Origin of the sequence: Paraburkholderia sp. BR10937 (assembly GCF_040965695.1) — a bacterium.
In the GTDB taxonomy this organism is placed as follows: Bacteria; Pseudomonadota; Gammaproteobacteria; order Burkholderiales; family Burkholderiaceae; genus Paraburkholderia.
Map to the genome: position 1 here is coordinate 1 of NZ_JBFRCL010000043.1, position 21390 is coordinate 21390.

The following is a 21390-nucleotide window of genomic DNA, read 5'->3' on the forward strand; positions in this document are numbered from 1 at the left end:
GCTGTATCCGGTGAAAGGCTATTCGGCCACGCTGCCCGTGGTCGACGTGCAGAAGGCCCCGCGAGCCGCGCTCATGGACGAGTCGCTCAAGACGGCGATCACGCGCTTCGGCCCGTATCTACGTGTAGCGGGGACGGCGGAGCTGGGCGACCACCGCGCAACGCTGCGCGAGCAGGCGCTGCAAACGCTCATGAAGGTGCTCGACGACTGGTTCCCGCACGCCGCGACGCCTTCGTCGGCGCAATTCTGGGTGGGGCGCCGGCCGATGGTGCCGGACGGCGCGCCGCTGCTCGGCACGTCGGGCGTGGATGGCCTGTGGCTGAACGTCGGACACGGCTCGACGGGCTGGGCGATGTCGATGGGTTCGGGCCGCGTGCTCGCGGACCTCGTCACGCAGCGCCCGCCGGAAATCGATCTCGATGGATTGACGCTGGCGCGGTATCGCCACTGAGCGTCGGTCGAAACTCCAATGTGTGGCGCCGACGCCTCAATCGAGCGCGACGCTCGCCAGTGCCTCGTAGCGCGCGCCCTGCCTCGCCAGCGTGCTCGAATACAGCACCAGCGACTCGAAGCGCAACGGCGGCAGCGCTTCCCCGCCGCTTGGCGCCGGCGCGCCGACGGCGTCGCGCGCGAAGCGCGCAAGCGTCACGTGCGGACGGAACGCTCGCGCGTCGAGCGGCAATCCCACGTCTCCCATGAGTGAGCGCACGTGCCAGTCGAGCGCCGTGAATGCATCCGACATCGCGAGCACCGCCACCATGAGGCGCGGATGCGCGCGTCCCGGCCAGCATTCGATATGCGTGACCTGCGCGGGCGGGAGGAGCGGTGCGTGCTCGGCGAGCCGCCGCGAGAGCACGTGTCCCTGGTCGAACGACATCGCGCCGATGAACGTCACTGTCAGATGGAGTTGCGCATAGGGCACGCGCCGCGCATTGGGCGGCACGTCGAGCGCGGCGAGCGCATCGCGCGACGCCGCAGTGGGCGAAAGCGCGATGAAGCAGCGCCGCCATTGCTGCGTGTCACGATCGGTCTCGCGAGCTTCGGACATGATCGGCGGGCCTCGTTCGGTCGGGCAATCGCGTCATGGTAATCCTCTCGGGCGCAGACGTAAAAAAGCCGGGTCATCCTTGCGGATGCCCGGCTTTCCAGCTTCGTGTCTCCTGCCGTCTCCCGTGCGTCCCGTCGAATCAACGGGACACACCGGATTTAACGCGGCAACTCCGAGCTGCCCATCAGGTACGCGTCGACGGAGCGCGCGCACTGACGGCCCTCACGGATCGCCCACACCACGAGCGACTGGCCGCGGCGCATGTCACCGGCGGTGAAGACCTTGTCGACCGACGTGTAGTACGCCTTCTCGCCTTCGGTCGAGGCACGCACGTTGCCGCGCGCATCCTTCTCGACGCCGAATGCTTCGAGCACCGGCGAAACCGGCTGCGTGAAGCCCATGGCGAGCAGCACGAGATCGGCCTTCATTTCGAATTCCGAGCCCGGCACTTCGACCATCTTGCCGTCCTTCCACTCCACGCGCGCGGCGATCAGCTTCTCGATCTTGCCGTTCTTGCCTTCGAGGCGCTTGGTGGCGACCGACCAGTCGCGCGAGCAGCCTTCGTCATGCGACGACGACGTGCGCAGCTTGATCGGCCAGTACGGCCACACGAGCGGCTTGTTCTCTTCCTCGGGCGGCTGCGGCAGCAGTTCGAACTGCGTGACGCTCTTCGCGCCGTGACGGTTCGAGGTGCCCACGCAGTCGGAACCCGTATCGCCGCCGCCGATCACGACCACGTGCTTGCCCTTGGCGAGCAGCTGGTTCGGCAGCTTGTCGCCGGCGTTGACCTTGTTCTGCTGCGGGAGGAACTCCATGGCGTAGTAGATGCCTTCGAGTTCGCGGCCCGGCACGGGCAGGTCACGCGGCGTTTCCGAACCGCCCGCGATGACCACGGCGTCGAACTGGTCCTTCAGCTCGTCCGGCGAGATGGTTTCCTTCGCCGTGTTGCCGATGTACGCAGGCAGCTCGCCACGGCCGATGAACACGTTGGTGCGGAACGTCACGCCTTCGGCTTCCATCTGGCGCATGCGGCGGTCGATCAGCCACTTCTCCAGCTTGAAGTCGGGAATGCCGTAGCGCAGCAGGCCCCCGATGCGGTCGTTCTTCTCGAACACCGTCACGTCGTGACCGGCGCGTGCAAGCTGCTGGGCGGCGGCGAGGCCCGCGGGGCCCGAACCGACCACGGCAACCTTCTTGCCCGTCTTGTGCTTCGCGACTTGCGGCGCGACCCAGCCTTCGGCCCAGGCCTTGTCGATGATCGCGTGCTCGATCGACTTGATGCCGACCGGATCGTCGTTGATGCCGAGCGTGCACGCCGCTTCGCAGGGCGCCGGGCAGATGCGGCCCGTGAACTCGGGGAAATTGTTCGTGGAATGCAGGACGTCGATCGCGCTCTTCCAGTCCTGGCGGAACACGAGGTCGTTGAAGTCCGGAATGATGTTGTTGACCGGGCAGCCGTTGTTGCAGAACGGGATGCCGCAGTCCATGCAGCGTGCGCCCTGGATCTTCGCGTCGGCGTCGGAGAGCGCCGCCACGAATTCCTTGTAGTGCTTCACGCGCGTGAGCGGTGCTTCGTACGCCTCATGCTGGCGCTCGAACTCGAGAAAACCGGTTGCCTTACCCATAGGGTTCTCGTCTATCTCTATCTATTCGGTGAGGGGACCGCGCCCGCCGCCGCTTCAGTGAGCGCGGCGGGCGCTTCGTCTTCGTTCAGTCGTCGTCTTGCGGATCAGGCGGCCAGTTCTTCCTGGCTCGCCTTCTTCGCGCCGAGTTCGCTCAGTGCGCGCTTGTATTCCGTCGGGAACACCTTCACGAACTGACGGCGCGCCGCATCCCAGTTTTCGAGCAGCGCCTTGGCGCGCGGCGAGCCCGTGAACTGGAAGTGACGCTCGACGAGTCCCTTGAGCAGCGCTTCGTCGGTCTGGCCCGAGTGCCACAGTGCGCGGTCCACGGTGCGCTCCTGTTCGGCCTGCTGCAGGACCGGGTCGAGCGCGACCATCGACTTGTTGCACTTGCCGGCGAAGGTGCCGTCCGGGTCGTACACGTAGGCGATACCGCCCGACATGCCCGCCGCGAAGTTACGGCCCGTTTCGCCGAGCACGACCACCGTGCCGCCCGTCATGTATTCGCAGCCGTGGTCGCCCGTGCCTTCGACGATTGCCGTCGCGCCCGAGTTACGCACCGCGAAACGCTCGCCCGCCACGCCGCGCAGGAAGGCTTCGCCTTCGAGTGCGCCGTACATCACCGTGTTGCCGCAGATGATGTTTTCTTCGGACTTGCCGCGGAAGTCGTTGGTCGGACGGATGATGATGCGGCCGCCCGAGAGGCCCTTGCCGACGTAATCGTTGCCGTCGCCCACGAGGTCCAGTGTGATGCCGCGTGCGAGGAAGGCGCCGAAGCTCTGACCCGCCGTGCCCTTCAACTGGATATGGATCGTGTCTTCCGGCAGACCGTCGTGGCCGTATTTCTTCGCGACGACGCCCGAGAGCATCGCGCCGACCGTGCGGTTCACGTTGCGCACCGGCTGGATGAACGAGACGTGCTCGCCCGTTTCGATCGCAGCCTTGGCCTTCTCGATCAGCGTGTGATCGAGCGCGCGGTCCAGACCGTGGTCTTGCGACTCCACATGCAGGCGCGCGACTTCGGCGCCAACTTGCGGCTGGTAGAACACGCGCGAGAAGTCGAGTCCCTTCGCCTTCCAGTGCTCCACGCCACGGCGCGTGTCGAGCAGATCCGCGCGGCCGACCAGATCGTCGAACTTGCGGATACCCAGTTGCGCCATGATTTCGCGCACTTCTTCAGCGATGAAGAAGAAGAAGTTGACGACGTGCTCGGGCTGGCCCGAGAACTTCGCGCGCAGCACCGGATCTTGCGTCGCAACGCCGACCGGGCAGGTGTTCAGGTGGCACTTGCGCATCATGATGCAGCCCTGGACGACGAGCGGCGCCGTCGCAAAGCCGAATTCATCCGCGCCGAGCAGCGCGCCGATCACCACGTCGCGGCCCGTCTTCATCTGGCCGTCGGCCTGCACGCGGATGCGGCCGCGCAGCTGGTTCAGCACCAGCGTTTGCTGCGTTTCCGCCAGACCGAGTTCCCACGGCGTGCCGGCGTGCTTGAGCGACGAGAGCGGCGAGGCGCCCGTGCCGCCGTCGTGACCGGCGATCACGACGTGGTCGGCCTTGGCCTTCGCCACGCCGGCTGCCACCGTGCCCACGCCCACTTCCGACACGAGCTTCACCGAGATCGACGAAACCGGATTCACGTTCTTCAGATCGTGAATCAGCTGCGCCAGGTCTTCGATCGAGTAGATGTCGTGGTGCGGCGGCGGCGAAATGAGGCCCACGCCCGGCACCGAATAACGCAGCTTGCCGATGTATTCCGAAACCTTGTGGCCCGGCAGCTGACCGCCTTCGCCCGGCTTCGCGCCCTGCGCCATCTTGATCTGGATCTGGTCCGCCGACGACAGGTACTCCGCCGACACGCCGAAGCGGCCCGACGCGACCTGCTTGATCTTCGAGCGCAGCGAGTCGCCATCCTTGAGCGGGATGTCCTTGACGACTTCCGGCCCGATGATCGACTGCATCGTGTCGCCGTTCTTGATCGGAATGCCGCGCAGTTCGTTGCGGTAGCGCTTCTCGTCTTCGCCGCCTTCACCCGTGTTCGACTTGCCGCCGATGCGGTTCATCGCGACGGCGAGCGTAGCGTGCGCTTCGGTCGAGATCGAGCCGAGCGACATCGCGCCCGTGGCGAAGCGCTTGACGATTTCCTTGGCCGGCTCGACGTCGTCGATCGAGATCGCTCGCGCCGGGTCGAGACGGAATTCGAACAGACCGCGGAAGGTCATGTGGCGCTTCGTCTGATCGTTGATCAGGTGCGCGTATTCCTTGTACGTCTGGTACGAGTTGCTGCGCGCCGAGTGCTGGAGCTTGGCGATCGCGTCCGGCGTCCACATGTGGTCTTCGCCGCGCACACGGTAGGCATACTCGCCGCCCGCGTCGAGCATGTTGGCGAGAACCGGGTTGTCGCCGAAGGCGTCGCGGTGCAGACGGATCGCTTCTTCGGCCACTTCGAACAGGCCGATGCCGCCCACCTTCGAGGCCGTACCCTTGAAGTACTTGGCGATGAGATCGTCAGCCAGACCGACGGCTTCGAAAATCTGTGCACCCGTGTACGACATGTAGGTGGAGATGCCCATCTTCGACATCACCTTGAGCAGGCCCTTGCCCACTGCCTTGGTGAAGTTATAGACGGCCTTCTCGCCCGACAGGTCGCCCTTGAGGCCCTGCGCCATTTGCGCGAGCGTTTCCATCGCGAGGTACGGGTGCACGGCTTCCGCGCCGAAACCGGCGAGCAGCGCGAAGTGGTGCGTTTCACGCGCCGAACCCGTTTCCACGACGAGACCCGTGCTCGTGCGCAGACCGTGCTGCACGAGGTGCGAGTGGATCGCCGAGGTGGCGAGCAGCGCCGGGATCGCGACGTTGTCGCGGTCCGCGCGGCGGTCCGACACGATCAGGATGTTGTAGCCAGACTTGACCGCATCGACGGCTTCCGCGCACAGCGACGCGAGGCGCGCTTCGATGCCTTCCTTGCCCCAGGCCACCGGGTAGCAGATGTTCAGCTCGTAGCTGCTGAACTTGCCGCCCGTGTACTGCTCGATCGCGCGGATCTTCGCGATGTCCTTGAAGTCGAGCACCGGCTGCGACACTTCGAGACGCATCGGCGGGTTGATGTTGTTGGTGTCGAGCAGGTTCGGCTTCGGGCCGATGAACGACACGAGCGACATCACCATGTTTTCACGGATCGGGTCGATCGGCGGGTTCGTGACCTGCGCGAACAGCTGCTTGAAGTAGTTGTAGAGCGTCTTGTTCTTGTTGGACATGACCGCCAGCGGCGAGTCGTTGCCCATCGAACCGACCGCCTCTTCACCCGACATCGCCATCGGCGCCATCAGGAACTTGAGGTCTTCCTGCGTGTAGCCGAACGCCTGCTGACGGTCGAGCAGCGCAGCGGCTTCGGCGCGCGCGGTCGCGACGTCTTCCGCCTTCGGCTCGATCTCGTCGAGCTTGATGCGCACGGCGTCGATCCAGCTCTTGTAGGGCTTGGCGTTGGCGAGGTTGTCCTTGAGTTCCTTGTCGTCGATGATGCGGCCGTGTTCCATGTCGATCAGGAACATCTTGCCCGGCTGCAGACGCCACTTCTTGACGATCTTCGACTCGGGGATCGGCAGCGTGCCGGCTTCCGACGCCATGATGACCAGGTCGTCGTCCGTGACGATGTAGCGCGCCGGACGCAGACCGTTACGGTCGAGCGTCGCGCCGATCTGGCGGCCGTCGGTGAACGCGATCGCGGCGGGGCCGTCCCACGGCTCCATCATCGCAGCGTGGTATTCGTAGAACGCCTTGCGGTTCTCGTCCATCAGCGTGTGCTGTTCCCAGGCTTCCGGGATCATCATCATCATCGCGTGGACGAGCGGGTAGCCCGCCATCACCAGCAGTTCGAGACAGTTGTCGAACGAAGCCGTGTCGGACTGGCCCGGATAGATCAGCGGCCAGAGCTTCGGCAGGTCGTCGCCGAGCACGTGCGAGGCGATCGCGCCGGTACGGGCGTTCAGCCAGTTCACGTTGCCCTTCACGGTGTTGATTTCACCGTTGTGGGCGATCATGCGGTACGGGTGAGCCAGCTCCCACGCCGGGAACGTGTTGGTCGAGAAGCGCTGGTGCACGAGCGCCAGTGCCGAGACCACGCGCTCGTCCTGCAGGTCGCGATAGTACACGCCGACCTGGCCGGCCAGCAGCAGGCCCTTGTAGACGACCGTGCGCGCCGAGCACGACGGCACGAAGTATTCCTTGCCGTGCTTGAGCTTGAGCGCCTGAATACGGTGGCTCGCGGTCTTGCGGATGATGTACAGCTTGCGCTCGAGCGCGTCCGTGACCATCACGTCCTTGCCGCGGCCGATGAAGATCTGGCGGATCAGCGGCTCGCTCGCCTTTACCGTGGGCGAAATCGGCATGGCGTGATCGACCGGCACGTCGCGCCAGCCCAGCACGACCTGGCCTTCGGCGCGCACCGTGCGCTCGAGCTCCTGCTCGCAGGCGAGGCGCGAGGCGTGTTCCTTCGGCAGGAAGATCATGCCGACGCCATATTCGCCGAACGGCGGCAGCGTCACGCCCTGCTTGGCCATCTCTTCGCGGTAGAACGCGTCCGGAATCTGGATCAGGATGCCCGCGCCGTCGCCCATCAGCGGATCGGCGCCCACGGCGCCCCGGTGGTCGTGGTTCTCGAGAATCTTCAGGCCTTGCTGAATGATTTCGTGGCTCTTCTTGCCCTTGATATGGGCGACGAAGCCGACGCCACAGGCGTCGTGTTCGTTTTGCGGGTCATAGAGACCTTGCGCGGCGGGCACCGCGGCGCGCTGCTGGTGATCGTTCATGGGGACACCGTCAGAGTGGGGGCCGTTGCCAGCCGTTGAATCCGTTTTCTTGATTTACGCCGCTTACGTGACCGCTGTACGGCGTTGCGCGGGTACTACGTGCTTCCCGCGTTATGCGCCCAGGAGAGCCGAAAGGCGAATATACGCGACGAATCAAGGAGATGCAAATAAAACTTGATGTTCGAACCCCAATTATCGAGTTGGTGCATTCGCACATTTTTTTATTGGGGCCATATTAAAATCAGACAAAAGAAAACGGCATCCGGAGATGCCGTTTATCTCGTAAACAATTGATCCAAAAAGCAATCAGTGAGTGCCGGTGCCCGGCTTGCGCTCGTCGTGTTCCGAACTCGAACCGGAGGAGCCGCCGTTACCGGAACCCTGCGAACCACCGGAATGGCCGCTCGAGCCACCCGGATTTACACCCGATGTTGTAGCCGAACCACTACCCGCGTGGCCGCCTCCATGCGTCGAGGTCGAGCCGGCCGGATTGGCGCCGTGATGCGAAGTAGAATGGGGGCCAGATTGAGCGGCGCCATGGCCCGCCGGCTGACCGCCAGCCCCGCCCGATCCGGCCGCAGGCGTCGAAGCCGGGCTTGCGGTGGCCGCGGCGCCAATGCCGCCCGGCGTTGCCGCAGGCGTGCCCGGCGCTTCGCGCACCTTGCGCGGGCGCCCGCGTGGCAGCGGCGAGACACGCCGGTTCGCCGTGCGCGACGCCCAATCGCGGTACGTGTCGCTGCCCAGCACCCAGCCCTTGAGCGTGGCCTGCATGAGCTGCGTCGTTTCGCGTTCGTCGAGCACCTGCTCGCAGAGTTCGCGATACGCGCGCTGACGCTCGAACGGCGTGTTGCCGAGCGCCCAGTAGAGCGGATGGTCGGTGATGAGGCTGTCGACGGTCAGGCCGATGTGGTGCCGGTAGCTCGACCATCGATAGTCTTCGGGCGCCGTCACGAGGTGGCTGCGCACCGGTGCGAGCTCGACGACGCGGCTCGCCAGCAGGAAGAAGCGCTCGCCCTCGATGACCGTCGCGCGGTAGCGCCCCTCCCAGAGCGTGCCGCGACGCGCATAGCGCCGGTTGAAATGCGCCACGTAGCGCCGGCCGACCGCCTGCATTGCCTTGGGCAGGCTGGATTCGTCGGAAGGCGTGACGAGCAGTTGCACCGCGCCGGGCATCAAAACCCACGCATGCACCGCCAGATGATGATCGCGCGCCGCGGCCTTCAGGCAGTCGATGAACAGTTCGTAGTCCTGGTCATCGACGAACGCGGGCTGCTGATCGAGTCCGCGCAGGATCACATGCTGTGGCTGATCGGGAACATAAAGACGTGCAAGCCGTGCCATGCTCGATTTTCCTGGTTCCGTTGGTGAATACCCGCAGACCCGCCAGGCCCCATCAGCGCTAGTTCTCGCTGGCATGCGGCTTCGGCGGAAAGCTCGCGGCGCTTAGTAAAAAAGCTCTAACGGTCGCGTCTGGTTTGTTGCAAACGTTGTGTTCATAATGAGCGGGCCTTTCATGGAGGAGCAATTAATATGAAATTAAAACAGGCGCTGGCAGGGGTCGCCGCGCTCGCCAGTTTCACGGCAGCACACGCACAATCCGCAAACACGTTCTACGTCACCACCGGCTGGTTCCGCTTCATGCCGCAGGACACCAGCGATCCGCTCAAGATCGACAGCGTCGGCGGCACGCCCGTCAACATGGCCGTTCCGAATACGGGCGCCAGTGTCGGCTCGGCCGACACCGTGGGCTTCTCCCTCGGCTACTACATCACCGACCACTTCGCGACCGAAGCCGAACTGGGCATTCCGCCGAAGTTCGATATTTCCGGCGGCGGCAGCTTCAGCAGCTTCGGCAAGGTCGGCTCGGCGAAACTGTGGAGCCCCGCGCTGCTGTTCAAGTACTACTTCAACAGCCCGGAAGCAAAATTCCGTCCTTACCTCGGCGTCGGCGTGACCTACGCCTGGTTCACCGACGCGAAGATCACCAACGGCTCCTTCGAACAGGGTGTGCTTGGGGGTCCGACCAGTGTTTCGACGGATCGTTCCTGGGCCCCCGTGTTTAACCTGGGCTTCAACTACAACTTCACGAAGCACTGGTTCGCCGGTTTCTCGCTCTCGTACATTCCGATCAACGTGACGGCCACGTACCACACGACGCTGAACAACCAGTTCGGCACCCAGCGAGTCGCGGAATCGAAGATTCACCTGAACCCGCTCGTGACGTACCTGAAGGTCGGCTACAACTTCTAACGCGCTGCGGCGCCACGCACCACCTCGCGCCGGCCCTTCGCCTCGCCCTTGCGGCGTCTGGCGGAGGGCGGCGTTTCCCGCCCGGCCGTGCCCTTCCTGTCTTCGCGTCTCCATCGATTTTCCCCGCCTTCGCATGGGCTTATCCTGATTCTATGCCTCTGCGAAAAAGCGTGCTGTCCCCGTAATCACCTGTTTTGTCACCAGAGAGCGGAGCCCCGCCTGGCGGGCATTTGCGCCCGGCTCGCTGCGCTCGTTCAAGGCTCGGGCACTGGAATTGCGCAATACTGGCACTCCGGTCCTCGCCCTCCCGCGCCCTTTTTCGTGCGCCCCGCGGCGAGCCTTTTACCTGTGACTTTTCAACGACGGAGCCATAAATGAGCGCCTTTCCGAACACGCGAGAAGCCCTCGGAGATTCCTGGACGCGCACGAGCCGACATGCGCGGCGCATCGCGCGCCGCGGCCGCAGCGCCGCCGCCGATATCACCGACGAGTTGCGTGATCTGCTCGCCGAGCTGGAAAACACGCTGGGCGAAGGAACCCAGGCCGATGCAGCTGCGCTGCGCGCCGACATCCGCAAGCGTCTCGACGCCGCTCGCGAGCGGCTCGAAGTCGCGCGTGCCGCCGCGCGCGACCATACCGACGCGGCCATCGCCGGCGCAGACGACTACGTGCACCGCAATCCCTGGCAGGCCGTCGCGATCGCCGGCGGTGTAGCGCTGGTAGTGGGCGCGCTGCTCGCGCGCCGCTGAAGGAGGAGCCTGGCGTCGGCCGCCCGGCCTGGGCCTCAGGCGTCGAGCGCGTGCGGCCCGATCAGGTCGATGCGGTCGGTGCAGACCGTATCGACACCCCAGCTCACGAGCTGGCGAGCGCGGTCGAGGTCGTTCACCGTATAGGCGAGGATGAAAAGCCCCGCCGACTTGATGCGCTCGACGAGCGCCTCGTCCAGATGGCGATGGCTCGCATGGAGCGACACACACTCGAGCGCCGCGGTCTGCTCGCGCCAGTCGGCGGGCACCCGCTCGAATAGCAGGCCGCGCGGCAGTTGCGGCGCGCTCTCGCGCGCCGCCTCGAGCGCCGCGTAGGAAAACGACGAGAGCAAGGGCGGCATGCCCGCCTGCGTTTCCTGCTCCCACAGGCGCGCCGCTTCGGCGCCGACCATGCGCCCTGTCTCCACGTCGCGGCCCGCGCAGGGCTTGATCTCGACGTTCGCCGCAAGCCCCAGCTCACGACAGCACACTGCGACCTGAGCGAGCGTGGGCATTGGCTCGCCCGTAAAACGCGCATCCCGCCAACTGCCCGCGTCCAGCGTCGAAAGTTCCGCGTAGCGCATGCATGCCGCGGCGCCGTGCCCGTTCGATGTGCGGTTCACCGTGTCGTCGTGCAGCAGGAACGCGACGTTGTCGACGGACAGCCTGGCGTCGAACTCGACCAGCGTATGGCCGAGGCTCGCGCCCGTGCGCAGACCCGCCAGCGTGTTTTCGGGCGCGAGCGTGCCACCCCCTCGGTGCGCGGCAACGCGCGGATATGGCCAGGACTTGATCAAATGGGCTCCCGGAATCGGCAGGGGCGGTGGGAGGGGGCGAGCCGCGTCCTCAAACGTCGTCGGCGACGACGAAGAGACGGCGGTACTCCTTCAGGGCATAGCGGTCGGTCATGCCCGCAATGTAATGCGCGATCAGCCGCGGCTGCACGGCGGCGTCCTGCGTCTGGTACGGCGGCGGCAGCAGGCGCGGGTCTTCGCTGAACGCCTCGAACAGCCCCTTCACCACACGGCGCGCCTTGTTGGCCATGCGCATCACGCGATAGTGGCGGTACAGGTTGCGGTAGAGAAAGCGCTTGAGCGCAGCCGCCTGCGCGGCCACGCGCTCGCTGTGCGCGACGAGCGCGGGCGCCGCGCGCACGTCGTCGAGCGACTGCGGCGCGCACTCGGCGAGATTGCGCCGCGTCTGCCCGATCAGATCGACGATCAGCGTGTTGATGATCCGCCGCACCGTCTCGTGAACCAGCCGTCGACCCTCGATCTGCGGATATTCGTCGCGCGCGGCGTCGTAGTGCGTTTGCCAGAGTTCGACCTCGGCGAGCTGCTCGATGGTGAGCAGGCCCGAGCGCAAGCCGTCGTCGACGTCGTGGTTGTTGTAGGCGATTTCGTCGGCGATGTTGGCGATCTGCGCTTCGATGGACGGCTGCCGGCCGAGCAGAAAACGCTCGCCCAGATCGCCCAGATGGCGCGCATGCTCGCGCGAGCAGTGCTTGAGAATGCCTTCGCGCGTCTCGAAGCACAGGTTCAGGCCGTCGAACGCGCCGTAGTGCTCTTCGAGCTCGTCCACGACCGCGAGGCTCTGGAGATTGTGCTCGAAGCCACCGTGCTCGCGCATGCACTCGTTGAGCGCGTCCTGGCCCGCATGGCCGAACGGCGTATGGCCGAGGTCGTGGGCGAGCGAAATCGCCTCGACCAGATCCTCGTTCACGCGCAGGTTGCGGGCGACCGAGCGGGCGATCTGCGCGACTTCCAGGCTGTGCGTGAGCCGTGTGCGAAAGAGATCGCCCTCGTGATTCACGAACACCTGGGTCTTGTACTCCAGGCGGCGAAACGCCGTCGAGTGGACGATGCGGTCGCGGTCGCGCTGGAACTCGCTGCGCGCGGCGGGGGGCGGCTCGGGGTAGCGCCGCCCGCGCGAGCGCGAGGCGTGCGCCGCGTAAGGCGCGAGACCCGCCTCGAATGACGCGACCAGCGCGGCGCTGGCGTCGCCGCCATGCGCGTCGCTACGTTCCTGAACACTACGGGGATCACTACGGTTATCGCTGCGGGTGTCGCTCACCGTTCCTCCGCAAGGGGTTGTCGCCGGCGCCGCCTCAGTTCTGCGTCGCGGCGGCGAGCGTGGCCTGCACGGCTTCGTCGGGCGCGCGGCCGATGTGCGTCTCGCCGAAGCGCTTGAGCAGGATGAACTTGATCGCCCCGCCCTCGGCCTTCTTGTCGACCTGCATCAGCTCGACGTAGCGCTCGGCGCCGAGCGCCGGTGCACGCACCGGCAGCTTCGCGGCCTCGACCACGCGCACGAGGCGCGTGCGCGAGGCTTCGTCCAGCATGCCCATGCGCACCGAGAGGTCCGCCGCCATCACCATGCCGCAGCCCACCGCCTCGCCGTGCAGCCACTCGCCGTAGCCGAGCCCGGCCTCGATCGCATGGCCGAACGTATGGCCGAAGTTGAGGATGGCGCGCAGGCCGCCTTCGCGCTCGTCGGCGGCCACGACCGATGCCTTGATCTCGCACGAGCGCTTGACCGCGTGCGCGAGCGCTGCGGGCTCGCAACGGTGGAGCGCTTCGACGTTGGCTTCGATCCAGTCGAAGAATTCGGCGTCGGCAATCGCGCCGGTCTTGATGACCTCGGCAATGCCGGCCGCCAGTTCGCGCTCCGGCAGCGTGGCCAGCGCGCCGATGTCGGCGATCACGGCCTGCGGCTGATAGAACGCGCCGATCATGTTCTTGCCGAGCGGATGATTGATGCCCGTCTTGCCGCCCACCGACGAATCGACCTGCGAAAGCAGCGTGGTCGGCACCTGGATGAACGGCACGCCGCGCATGTAGCAGGCGGCCGCGAAGCCCGTCATGTCGCCCGTCACGCCGCCGCCCAGCGCGATGAGCGTGGTCTTGCGGTCGGCGCGCGAGGTGAGCAGCGCGTCGAAGATCTCGTTGAGCGTTTCCCAGTTCTTGTGCGCCTCGCCGTCGGGCAGCACCACCGTGTTGACGTCCTTGCCGAGCGGCGCGAGCGCGGCGCGCAGCGTCTCGCCGTAGAGCGGATCGACGACGGTGTTCGTCACGATCGTCACCGACTTGCCGGCGATATGGGGCGCGAAGAGCGCCGTCTGACCGATCAGGCCGGAGCCGATATGGATAGGGTAGGCGCGGTCGCCCAGTTCGACGTTGACGGTAATCATGCTCTGAATCTTTTGGGTTTCCGATGCGCTGCGTGCTGCACGACTCACTGCGCGACTCACCGGGCGACCTGCGCCCTACTCGCGCGCCGTGGCCCGCACGACGCCGGCCATGTCGAGCTGCATCAGCACCATGTTGACGAGTCCGTTGACGGAAGGCCGGCCGGTTTCGATCACGAAATCCGCGACTTCGCGATACAGCGGGTCGCGCACTTCGTACAGCGCTTCGAGCCGCGCCTTGGGGTCTTCGGTTTGCAGGAGCGGACGATTCTTGTCGCGCCGCGTGCGCAGCCACAGGTCGTGCGGATGCGCACGCAGATACACGACGAAGCCGCGCGCCTTGAGCGCTGCGCGATTCTCGGGCCGCAGCACCGCGCCGCCGCCCGTCGCGAGGACGATGCCTTCGCGCCCCGTGAGCTCTTCGATCACCTGGGCCTCGCGGTCGCGAAAGCCCGCTTCGCCTTCGAGTTCGAAGATCACCGGGATGCGTGCGCCCGTGCGCGCCTCGATCTCGTGATCGGAATCGAAGAACGGACGCTCCAGCCGGCGCGCGACCGCCCGGCCCACGGTCGTCTTGCCGGCGCCCATGAGCCCTACGAAAAATACATTGGCGTTTGCGTCCCGCACTTGCAGCGTTTCCTACGAAAGGTTGGTGCCGCAGCTTACTGGCAAAGCGGCGGCATTGTCGAGCCTGCGGCCCCGTTGATCGGACCCCGTAAACATGCGGCTGCCCGCTTGCGGCCGGTTTGACCGGTCAAGGAGGGTCAATTCGGCTCCACGACGCGCGGCGTGATGAAAACCACCAGCTCGCTGCGCTGATCCCGGTGCGCGCGATGCGAAAAAAGCGCGCCCAAAAACGGTATTTTGCCCAGGAGTGGCACGCGCGTCACATCATCGCGGTCATCGGTCGCGTCGATGCCGCCAATCGAGACCGTGCCGCCGTCCTCGATTTCCACGCGCGTCTGCACGTGCTTGGTGTTGATCGCAGGCCCAGCGGCCGTTTGCTCGCCGACACTGTCCTTCGCCACGTCGAGGTCGAGTATCACGCGGCCATCGGGTGTGATCTGCGGCTCGACTTCGAGTTTCAGGCTGGCGCGCCGGAATTGCACGCCCGAAACGCCCTGCCCGACCTTGGCCTGATAGGGCAGCTCGGTGCCCTGCTCGACGACGGCCTTCGTGCGGTCGGCGGTGACCACGCGCGGGCTCGACACCACGCGCCCGCGCCCTTCGGCCTCGAGCGCGCTCAACTGGATGTCGAGCAGGCGGGTGGCGCGCGCGGCCAGCAGCGTGAGCCCAAGGCCGGCGGGCTCGAAGCCGGCGATCGGGCCCGCCGCGAGGTCGTACACCGTGCCGTCGGCTTTGGTGGTCAGGCCGCGGGGGGCCGTTGCGTCCACGCTCACCGGCGTGACGCCAAGACGCACGCCCAGCTCGCGCGACAGCCCCTCGTCCCCCTCGACGATACGCGCCTCGATCAGCACCTGGCGCGCGGGCGCATCGAGCCGCCACACGAGTTCGCCGATCTGGTCGAGTCGCGCCGGCAGGTCGGTGACGAAGAGGACATTCGTGCGCGCGTCCGCCACCGCCGTGCCGCGCTTCGAGAGTGCGCGCTGTGCGCCCGTGCCGGTCAGGAAGCGGCGCAAATCCTCGGCGCGCGCGTAATGCAACTCGAACGAGCGGCTCGCGAGCGGTTCCAGCTCCGCGGCCCGGGCGTGCGCCTCGTAACGCTGCCGCTCGCGCGCCGCCACCTCCGCGGCGGGCGCGACCCAGATCACGTCGCCGATGCGCGACATCGCAAGGCCGTTTGCTTCCAGCAGCAGGTCGAACGCGGTACGCCACGGCACGCGCTCGAGGCGCAACGTCACCTGGCCGCGCGCCCGTTCGCTTGCGACGATATTGAGCTTCGTGAACTGGGCGAACGCATGCAGAACGGCCGTGAGTTCAGCGCGCTGGAAGTTGAGCGTGATCGGCCGGTTTGGCGGCAACCCATCGTTGGCCGCCGCGGCGTCGCCAAGGCGCATTGGCGCGCGCATGGGTACAGGCGGCCCTTCGAGCGGCCCGGCCGCTGGTAAGTCGCTGCCGGATTCGCGTGAAGGCTGGGCGGCGCGTTGGGACACGCCAGCGTCACCGTCCGCGTCTGCCCGCGAAACGTCTTCGGGCGCGACTTCGGTCATAGAGGCATCGCTGCCTTCTATGAACGGATTGCCGATCCACTGTTTCGCTGCGGGCTCCCCCGCCCCGTCGGGCAACGGCGGCACTTCGTAGCGCCCGAGGGCCACGGGCGAACGTGCCCACCCAGGTTGAGGCGGCGGGACCGCAGCCCATGCAGCGCACGCGGCAACGCTCATCATCAACGCGGCGAGGACAACAACGTTCCGCTCGGGCGCGCTCATTTCGCCGGCTCCGCCCAGCCGAGCGCGCGCGTCGTCCCACCCGCCGCGACGACGACCCGCGCCGGCCCGATTGCCAGCACGCGCGCATTGCCGATCGCCTCGCCCGCCTGTGCGGTCACGACGCCCTCGGGCGTTTCCAGGAGCGCGAGGATGCGCAGCCGATCCTGCAGGATGCCGGCAAGGCGCCAACCGTCTTCCGCCCTCCCGGCCGCAGCCGCATGCGTGAAGGGATCGCGAGTCGCCGCTGTGGCGGACGCCACCGCCAGCGGCACGGCGGGAAGCGCATCGTATACGCGCAACGTTGCCGAGACCGACAGACCGGTTCCCGTGCGCCGGATGGCAAGCTCGAATGGCACCGTGAGCGCCGCCTCGCGCGCCAACTCTTCGAGCAGTCGGCGCAGTTGCGCAAAGCTGCCTTGCGCGACCAGCCTGATCGACCGGAACGCCTCGGCTTGCATGCCGCCCGCGACGCCTGGCTCCAGCACTTGCAGCACGAGGCCCGATCGCGCGGCGAGTTGCGAGATGCGGCGAATGTCGTCGGCGGAATTGCCTGCACGCGGCGCACGCGAAGGCATTCGCGCCGCAGCTTCGCGCAGCGCGGGCAGACGCGCCAGGACTTGCTGGGCATCGCCGTAGCGCTTTTGAGCGGCTTCCAGCGCGGCGCTTGCCGCCTGCACGCCAAGCGGGTCCCCGACAATGCAGGCGCCGCTTGCAGTGGCGAGAGCCAGCACGGCAATCGTCAACGCGACAACCAGCCGGCGGTGCGGGCTCCACGCGTGCAGCGGCGGCCATCCGCGTAATACCGTGCCCGCGCCTGGCCAAGACGAGACGAGCGCCCGCTCCTGTCCAGCGTGCGCAGGCATCGTGCTCATGTGGCCTCCTTCGCTGCGACACCGCTCGACGCTCGCGGCGCCTCGTGCGCTCGCGGTGCGCCGGCCCTGGGCACGGTACTCGCGCCTTGCCAGACGAGATGAGCCGCCACGCGAATCGGTTCGCCGTCGGACGCACGCTCGCGTGCGGCGCCGGCCGGCGCGCCACGCTTGAGTTCGCGCACGCTCACGGCCTCGATATCGGGCAGCGAGCGCAGCCGTCCGAGCCAGGCCGCAGCCGCCGATTCGTCCGCCGCGCTCGCCTGCAGATCGGTTTCATCGGCGAACTGCGCGAGGTGCTGCAATCCGACGCCCGGCAGAGGGTCGCTTGCCAACGCGTCCGCGAGAGCGAAAAAGCGCGCCGTAGCCAGCGCGTGCTGCCGGGCGAGTCGCTCGCCGTCACGCCGCGCTTCGCTCTCCAGCGTGAGGCGCTGCGCTTCGGCGAGCGGTGCACGCCACTGCGCCAGCGGTCGCTCCAGCACCGCGCGCCGAGCCTCGAGCGCGCTGCATTCGACGCGCTGCCAGAGCACGACACCCAGCGCACACGCGCCCCCGCCTAGCGCCGCTGCGCCCCATTCGAGCAGGCGCCAGCAACGCCGCCTGCGAATGGCGCGCTGCCGCCACGGCAGCAGATTGAATCCGCCGACGGCCCGGCGCGGTAACTCGCGCACGGCGCGCGCGAGCGTCATTCCGCCACCCCGCGCAACGCGAGTCCGAACGCCACCGCGCACGCCGGATCATGCAACAGCGCCGCCGCGAGCGGCCACTCGATGTCGGCCAGCGGTGCGCATTCGAAGGGCAGCACTGGCGCGCCCAGCGCGTCGCCGATGTCGGCCATCGTGAAGTTCGCGCCGCGCAGCATGGCAAGCTCGCCCGAGACCTGCACGCAGCCGGCCTGCTCGCCGTCGACGAGGTCGCGCAGCGCCTCCACGAGATCGGCATGTTCGAGCGCGGGAAAGCGCATGTGCCGGATGATCGAATCGTCGACGAGCAACCAGCCGTGCACGCCTTCCGGGCCGACCCAGATCGCCACCCAGGGTTCGTGCGGCGGCAACTCGTAGACCGCCGCGTGCCGCATCGCGCGCAACGCGGCGTGCGCCTCGCCGTCCACGGCACACAACGTAATGCCCGCCATGGCCGCGCATTCGATGCGCGCTTCGAGATGTTGCCGCGCCGTCGCCGCGATCGTCACCTGCGCTTCGTGGCTGCGCGGCGTGGCCGGCAGCACGCTCCAGTCGACCGCCAGCTCGCCGCGCTCCACGCCCGCCACGCGTTCCGCCTCCGCCAGCACGAGCGGCTCGAGCGCCGCGTGAATACCCGACTCGTCCATTGCACCCACCGGCGCAAGACGCGCGAGCGGCACGGTCGCGACGAGCGTCGCGCTCGCGGGCAGCGCCATGGCGCAACGCAGCGACGCCGCGGCGCTGGCGCGCGGCAACTCGCCAAACACGCCGCGAAGCGCCGCGACGATGGCCGCCCGGTCGACGATCTCCGCGCCGGCGAGCGCCTCGCGCGCGAGCGGCGCGCCCGCCAGCCATTCGAGGCGGACCGGCCCCGCCCCGACAATACGCTGGCTCAACACCACCAGCGTGACCCCGCGCGCGCTTAAATCCACACCCGCGGCAAAGCGGCGAGCGCCCAACAACAGCGGATTCCCGAAACCCATCGCATCCCTCCCGTCTGTCCGCGCGCCGCAAACCGTTCGCAGCGCGTCGATGGAGAAATTGTGCGAACCAGAGCGGCGCACGAATACTCGGCCGAACGGCCAACGATCGCCACCAGCGCTATTCACGCGCGAGGGGCACGTCTACAGTGCGAATATCAGCAATAAGCGTCAGCAGACGCGTCGACAGAAACAGCGGGTTGCGTGCTCGCATGCGCCGTCCATGTAAGCATCTCGAAAGCCCGCGAGCGAGCGGCGGCTATAATCGCGGGACCGTTTTTCTGGTGTTCGTATGCAAGATCAGCTTCCTTCGTCCGTACCGCCTTCCACGCCGCCCGAGCCGCCCCGGCGGCGCAAGCGCCCGTGGTGGGCCACGCTGCTGATCGCCTTTTTCGGCCTCATCTTCGCTGGCGTGGTGTGCGTCGCGCTGGTGCTCGGCTACGCGCTCGTCGTGGCGACGCCCAACCTGCCGTCGCTCGAGGCGCTCACCGACTATCGTCCGAAGGTGCCGCTGCGCATCTACACGCGCGACCACGTGCTGATCGGCGAATTCGGCGAGGAGCGGCGCGACATCGTCCATTTCAGGGACGTGCCCGACAACCTCAAGAAGGCCATTCTGGCCATCGAAGACGCGCGCTTCTACGATCACGGCGGCGTCGATCTCGCCGGCATCGCGCGCGCGGGCTTCGTCGCGCTCACCAATGGCCACGCCACCCAGGGCGCCAGCACGATCACCATGCAGGTGGCGCGCAACTTCTTCCTTTCGAGCGAAAAGACCTACACGCGCAAGATTTACGAGATGCTGCTCGCCTACAAGATCGAGTCGAAGCTCTCGAAGGATCAGATTCTCGAGGTGTACATGAATCAGATCTATCTGGGCCAGCGCGCGTATGGCTTCGCGAGCGCCGCGCGCGTGTACTTCGGCAAGGATCTGAAAGACCTCACGCTCGCCGAGTGCGCGATGCTGGCCGGGCTGCCCAAGGCGCCGTCGGCCTACAACCCGGTCGTCAACCCGAAGCGGGCGAAGGTGCGCCAGGAGTACATTCTCCAGCGCATGCTCGAGCTGCACTACATCACCCAGCAGCAGTACGACGAGGCTGCGGCGCAGCCGCTCGTCGTCAAGGGCGCGGGCAAGGAATTCAGCGTCCACGCCGAGTACGTCGCGGAAATGGTGCGCCAGATGATGTACGCGCAGTACCACGAGGAGGCGTACACGCGCGGACTGAACGTCGTCACCACCATCGACTCCGCCGACCAGGACGTCGCCTATCGGGCGCTGCGCAAGGGGCTGATGGACTACGAGCGGCGCCACGGCTACCGCGGGCCCGAGGCGTTCATCGACCTGCCCTCGGACAGCGACGAGCGCGAGCAGGCCATCGACGACGCGCTCGTCGAGCACCCCGACAACGGTGAACTCGTGGCGGCGGTCGTGACGGCGGCTAGCCCGAAGGAAGTACGGGTCACGTTCATGGACGGCAACACCACGAGCATCACCGGCGACGGGCTGCGCTTCGCGCAGTTCGCGCTCTCCGCGCGCGCGCAGCCGTCGCAGAAGATCCGGCCCGGCGCCATCATCCGCCTCGCGCGCAACAACGCGGGCGAGTGGTCGATCACGCAGTTGCCCCAAATCGAAGGCGCGTTCATCTCGATCGTGCCGCAGGACGGCGCGATCCGCGCGCTCGTCGGCGGCTTCGACTTCAACAAGAACAAGTTCAACCACGTCACCCAGGCGTGGCGCCAGCCGGGTTCGAGCTTCAAGCCGTTCATCTACTCGGCGTCGCTCGACAAGGGGCTCGGGCCGGCGACCGTCATCAACGACGCGCCGCTCTTCTTCAGCGCCGCCGAAACGGGCGGGCAGCCGTGGGAGCCGAAGAACTATGGCGGCGGCTTCGACGGCCCGATGAGCATGCGCACGGCGCTCATGAAGTCAAAGAACCTCGTGTCGATCCGCATCCTCAACCACATCGGCACGAAGTACGCGCAGCAGTACATCACGCACTTCGGCTTCGACGCCGACCGGCACCCCGCCTACCTGCCGATGGCGCTCGGCGCCGGTCTCGTCACGCCCCTGCAGATGGCCGCCGGCTACTCGGTATTCGCCAACGGCGGGTATCGCGTGAATCCGTATCTGATCGCCGAGGTCACCGACCAGCGCGGCATGGTGGTCGCCCAGGCCCAGCCGCTCGTGGCCGAGCGGAACGCGCCGCGCGCCATCGACCCGCGCAACGCGTACATCATGAACAGCCTCTTGCAGAGCGTCGCGCAGCGCGGCACGGGCGCGAAGTCGAACGCCCTCAAGCGCACCGACCTGGGCGGCAAGACCGGCACGACCAACGACTCGCGCGACGCGTGGTTCGCGGGCTATCAGCACACGCTGGCCGCGATCGCGTGGATCGGCTACGACAACCCGCGCAGCCTCGGCGACAAGGAAACGGGCGGCGGTCTCGCGCTGCCGGTCTGGATCGACTACATGCAGAAGGCGCTCAACGGCGTGCCCGAGTACAGGATGGCGATGCCGGACGGCATCGTCACACTCGGCGACGAGCTCTACTACGCCGACGCCACGCCGGGCCACGGCTTCGTCTCGACCGTGGGCATCAGCCAGGCAGCGCTCGAGGCGTCGGCGAGCGGTGCATCGGGCGCGGACGATGCGGGCGCCGCGCCTGCCCCGGAGCACGTGAATGCGAAGGAGAAGGAAGACATCATGAATCTGTTCCGCGGGCACTGAGGCTCGCGGCAACGGTGGCAATGAAAAACGGGCGCCAGTTTTTCGACTGGCGCCCGTTTCTTTTACGAACTCACACTTG

At 66.9% G+C, this 21390-nt stretch carries 14 protein-coding genes and 2 pseudogenes; 4 read left to right on the forward strand and 12 right to left on the reverse strand.

Going from position 1 to position 21390, the window contains the following annotated elements; all coding sequences use genetic code 11:
* The coding region (locus tag AB4Y44_RS29220) for an FAD-dependent oxidoreductase (protein WP_368701554.1) at nucleotides 1-451 on the forward strand (451 nt) is incomplete at its 5' end.
* Between the two features lie 36 nt (nucleotides 452-487).
* On the opposite strand, the gene thpR is transcribed toward AB4Y44_RS29220, so the two are convergent.
* From thpR to AB4Y44_RS29240, 4 genes and pseudogenes are all read right to left on the reverse strand, one after another.
* Entirely contained in the window at nucleotides 488-1048 is a 561-nt protein-coding gene (gene thpR, locus AB4Y44_RS29225) for an RNA 2',3'-cyclic phosphodiesterase (protein ID WP_368701555.1), read from the reverse strand.
* Between the two features lie 158 nt (nucleotides 1049-1206).
* On the reverse strand, nucleotides 1207-2673 hold the full coding sequence (locus AB4Y44_RS29230; RefSeq protein WP_069268240.1) for a glutamate synthase subunit beta: 1467 nt from the start codon (nucleotides 2671-2673) through the stop codon (nucleotides 1207-1209).
* 104 nt (nucleotides 2674-2777) lie between these two features.
* Nucleotides 2778-7478, reverse strand: coding sequence for a glutamate synthase-related protein (locus tag AB4Y44_RS29235; protein WP_368701556.1), 4701 nt, complete (start codon nucleotides 7476-7478; stop codon nucleotides 2778-2780).
* 651 nt (nucleotides 7479-8129) lie between these two features.
* Nucleotides 8130-8819: pseudogene (locus AB4Y44_RS29240) on the reverse strand (transposase); the annotation flags it as partial.
* A gap of 189 nt (nucleotides 8820-9008) precedes the next feature.
* On the opposite strand from AB4Y44_RS29240, the gene AB4Y44_RS29245 reads away from it, so the two are divergent.
* Nucleotides 9009-9728, forward strand: a complete 720-nt coding sequence (locus AB4Y44_RS29245; protein WP_368701557.1) for an OmpW family protein — start codon at nucleotides 9009-9011, stop codon at nucleotides 9726-9728.
* A 374-nt stretch (nucleotides 9729-10102) separates the two neighbouring features.
* Entirely contained in the window at nucleotides 10103-10477 is a 375-nt protein-coding gene (locus AB4Y44_RS29250; protein ID WP_342924250.1) for a DUF883 domain-containing protein, read from the forward strand.
* A gap of 35 nt (nucleotides 10478-10512) precedes the next feature.
* Here the strand turns inward: AB4Y44_RS29250 and ugpQ are convergent, their stop codons facing one another.
* From ugpQ to pilM, 8 genes and pseudogenes are all read right to left on the reverse strand, one after another.
* Nucleotides 10513-11271 (reverse strand): glycerophosphodiester phosphodiesterase, encoded by a 759-nt coding sequence (gene ugpQ, locus AB4Y44_RS29255; protein ID WP_368701558.1) that lies wholly within the window; start codon nucleotides 11269-11271, stop codon nucleotides 10513-10515.
* A 49-nt stretch (nucleotides 11272-11320) separates the two neighbouring features.
* A pseudogene (locus tag AB4Y44_RS29260) lies at nucleotides 11321-12454 on the reverse strand (deoxyguanosinetriphosphate triphosphohydrolase); the annotation flags it as partial.
* A 127-nt stretch (nucleotides 12455-12581) separates the two neighbouring features.
* Entirely contained in the window at nucleotides 12582-13664 is a 1083-nt protein-coding gene (gene aroB, locus AB4Y44_RS29265; RefSeq protein ID WP_368701559.1) for a 3-dehydroquinate synthase, read from the reverse strand.
* Nucleotides 13665-13739: 75 nt separating this feature from the next.
* Nucleotides 13740-14294, reverse strand: a complete 555-nt coding sequence (aroK, locus tag AB4Y44_RS29270) for a shikimate kinase AroK (protein WP_342924280.1) — start codon at nucleotides 14292-14294, stop codon at nucleotides 13740-13742.
* A 131-nt stretch (nucleotides 14295-14425) separates the two neighbouring features.
* Nucleotides 14426-16051, reverse strand: coding sequence for a type IV pilus secretin PilQ (locus tag AB4Y44_RS29275; protein ID WP_368701560.1), 1626 nt, complete (start codon nucleotides 16049-16051; stop codon nucleotides 14426-14428).
* Nucleotides 16048-16923: a hypothetical protein gene (locus AB4Y44_RS29280; protein WP_368701561.1), complete on the reverse strand. Its 876-nt coding sequence runs from the start codon at nucleotides 16921-16923 to the stop codon at nucleotides 16048-16050. The genes AB4Y44_RS29275 and AB4Y44_RS29280 overlap by 4 nt, the downstream gene beginning before the upstream one ends.
* Nucleotides 16920-17609 (reverse strand): fimbrial assembly protein, encoded by a 690-nt coding sequence (locus AB4Y44_RS29285; protein WP_368701562.1) that lies wholly within the window; start codon nucleotides 17607-17609, stop codon nucleotides 16920-16922. Before AB4Y44_RS29285 ends, AB4Y44_RS29280 begins: the two co-directional genes overlap by 4 nt.
* The gene (gene pilM / locus AB4Y44_RS29290; RefSeq protein ID WP_368701563.1) at nucleotides 17606-18586 is read right to left on the reverse strand and encodes a type IV pilus biogenesis protein PilM; all 981 of its coding nucleotides are present in this window, start codon (nucleotides 18584-18586) and stop codon (nucleotides 17606-17608) included. The genes AB4Y44_RS29285 and pilM overlap by 4 nt, the downstream gene beginning before the upstream one ends.
* A gap of 289 nt (nucleotides 18587-18875) precedes the next feature.
* On the opposite strand from pilM, the gene AB4Y44_RS29295 reads away from it, so the two are divergent.
* Complete coding sequence (locus AB4Y44_RS29295; RefSeq protein WP_342924244.1) at nucleotides 18876-21311, forward strand: penicillin-binding protein 1A; 2436 nt, start codon at nucleotides 18876-18878, stop codon at nucleotides 21309-21311.
* Nucleotides 21312-21390 lie beyond the last annotated feature (79 nt).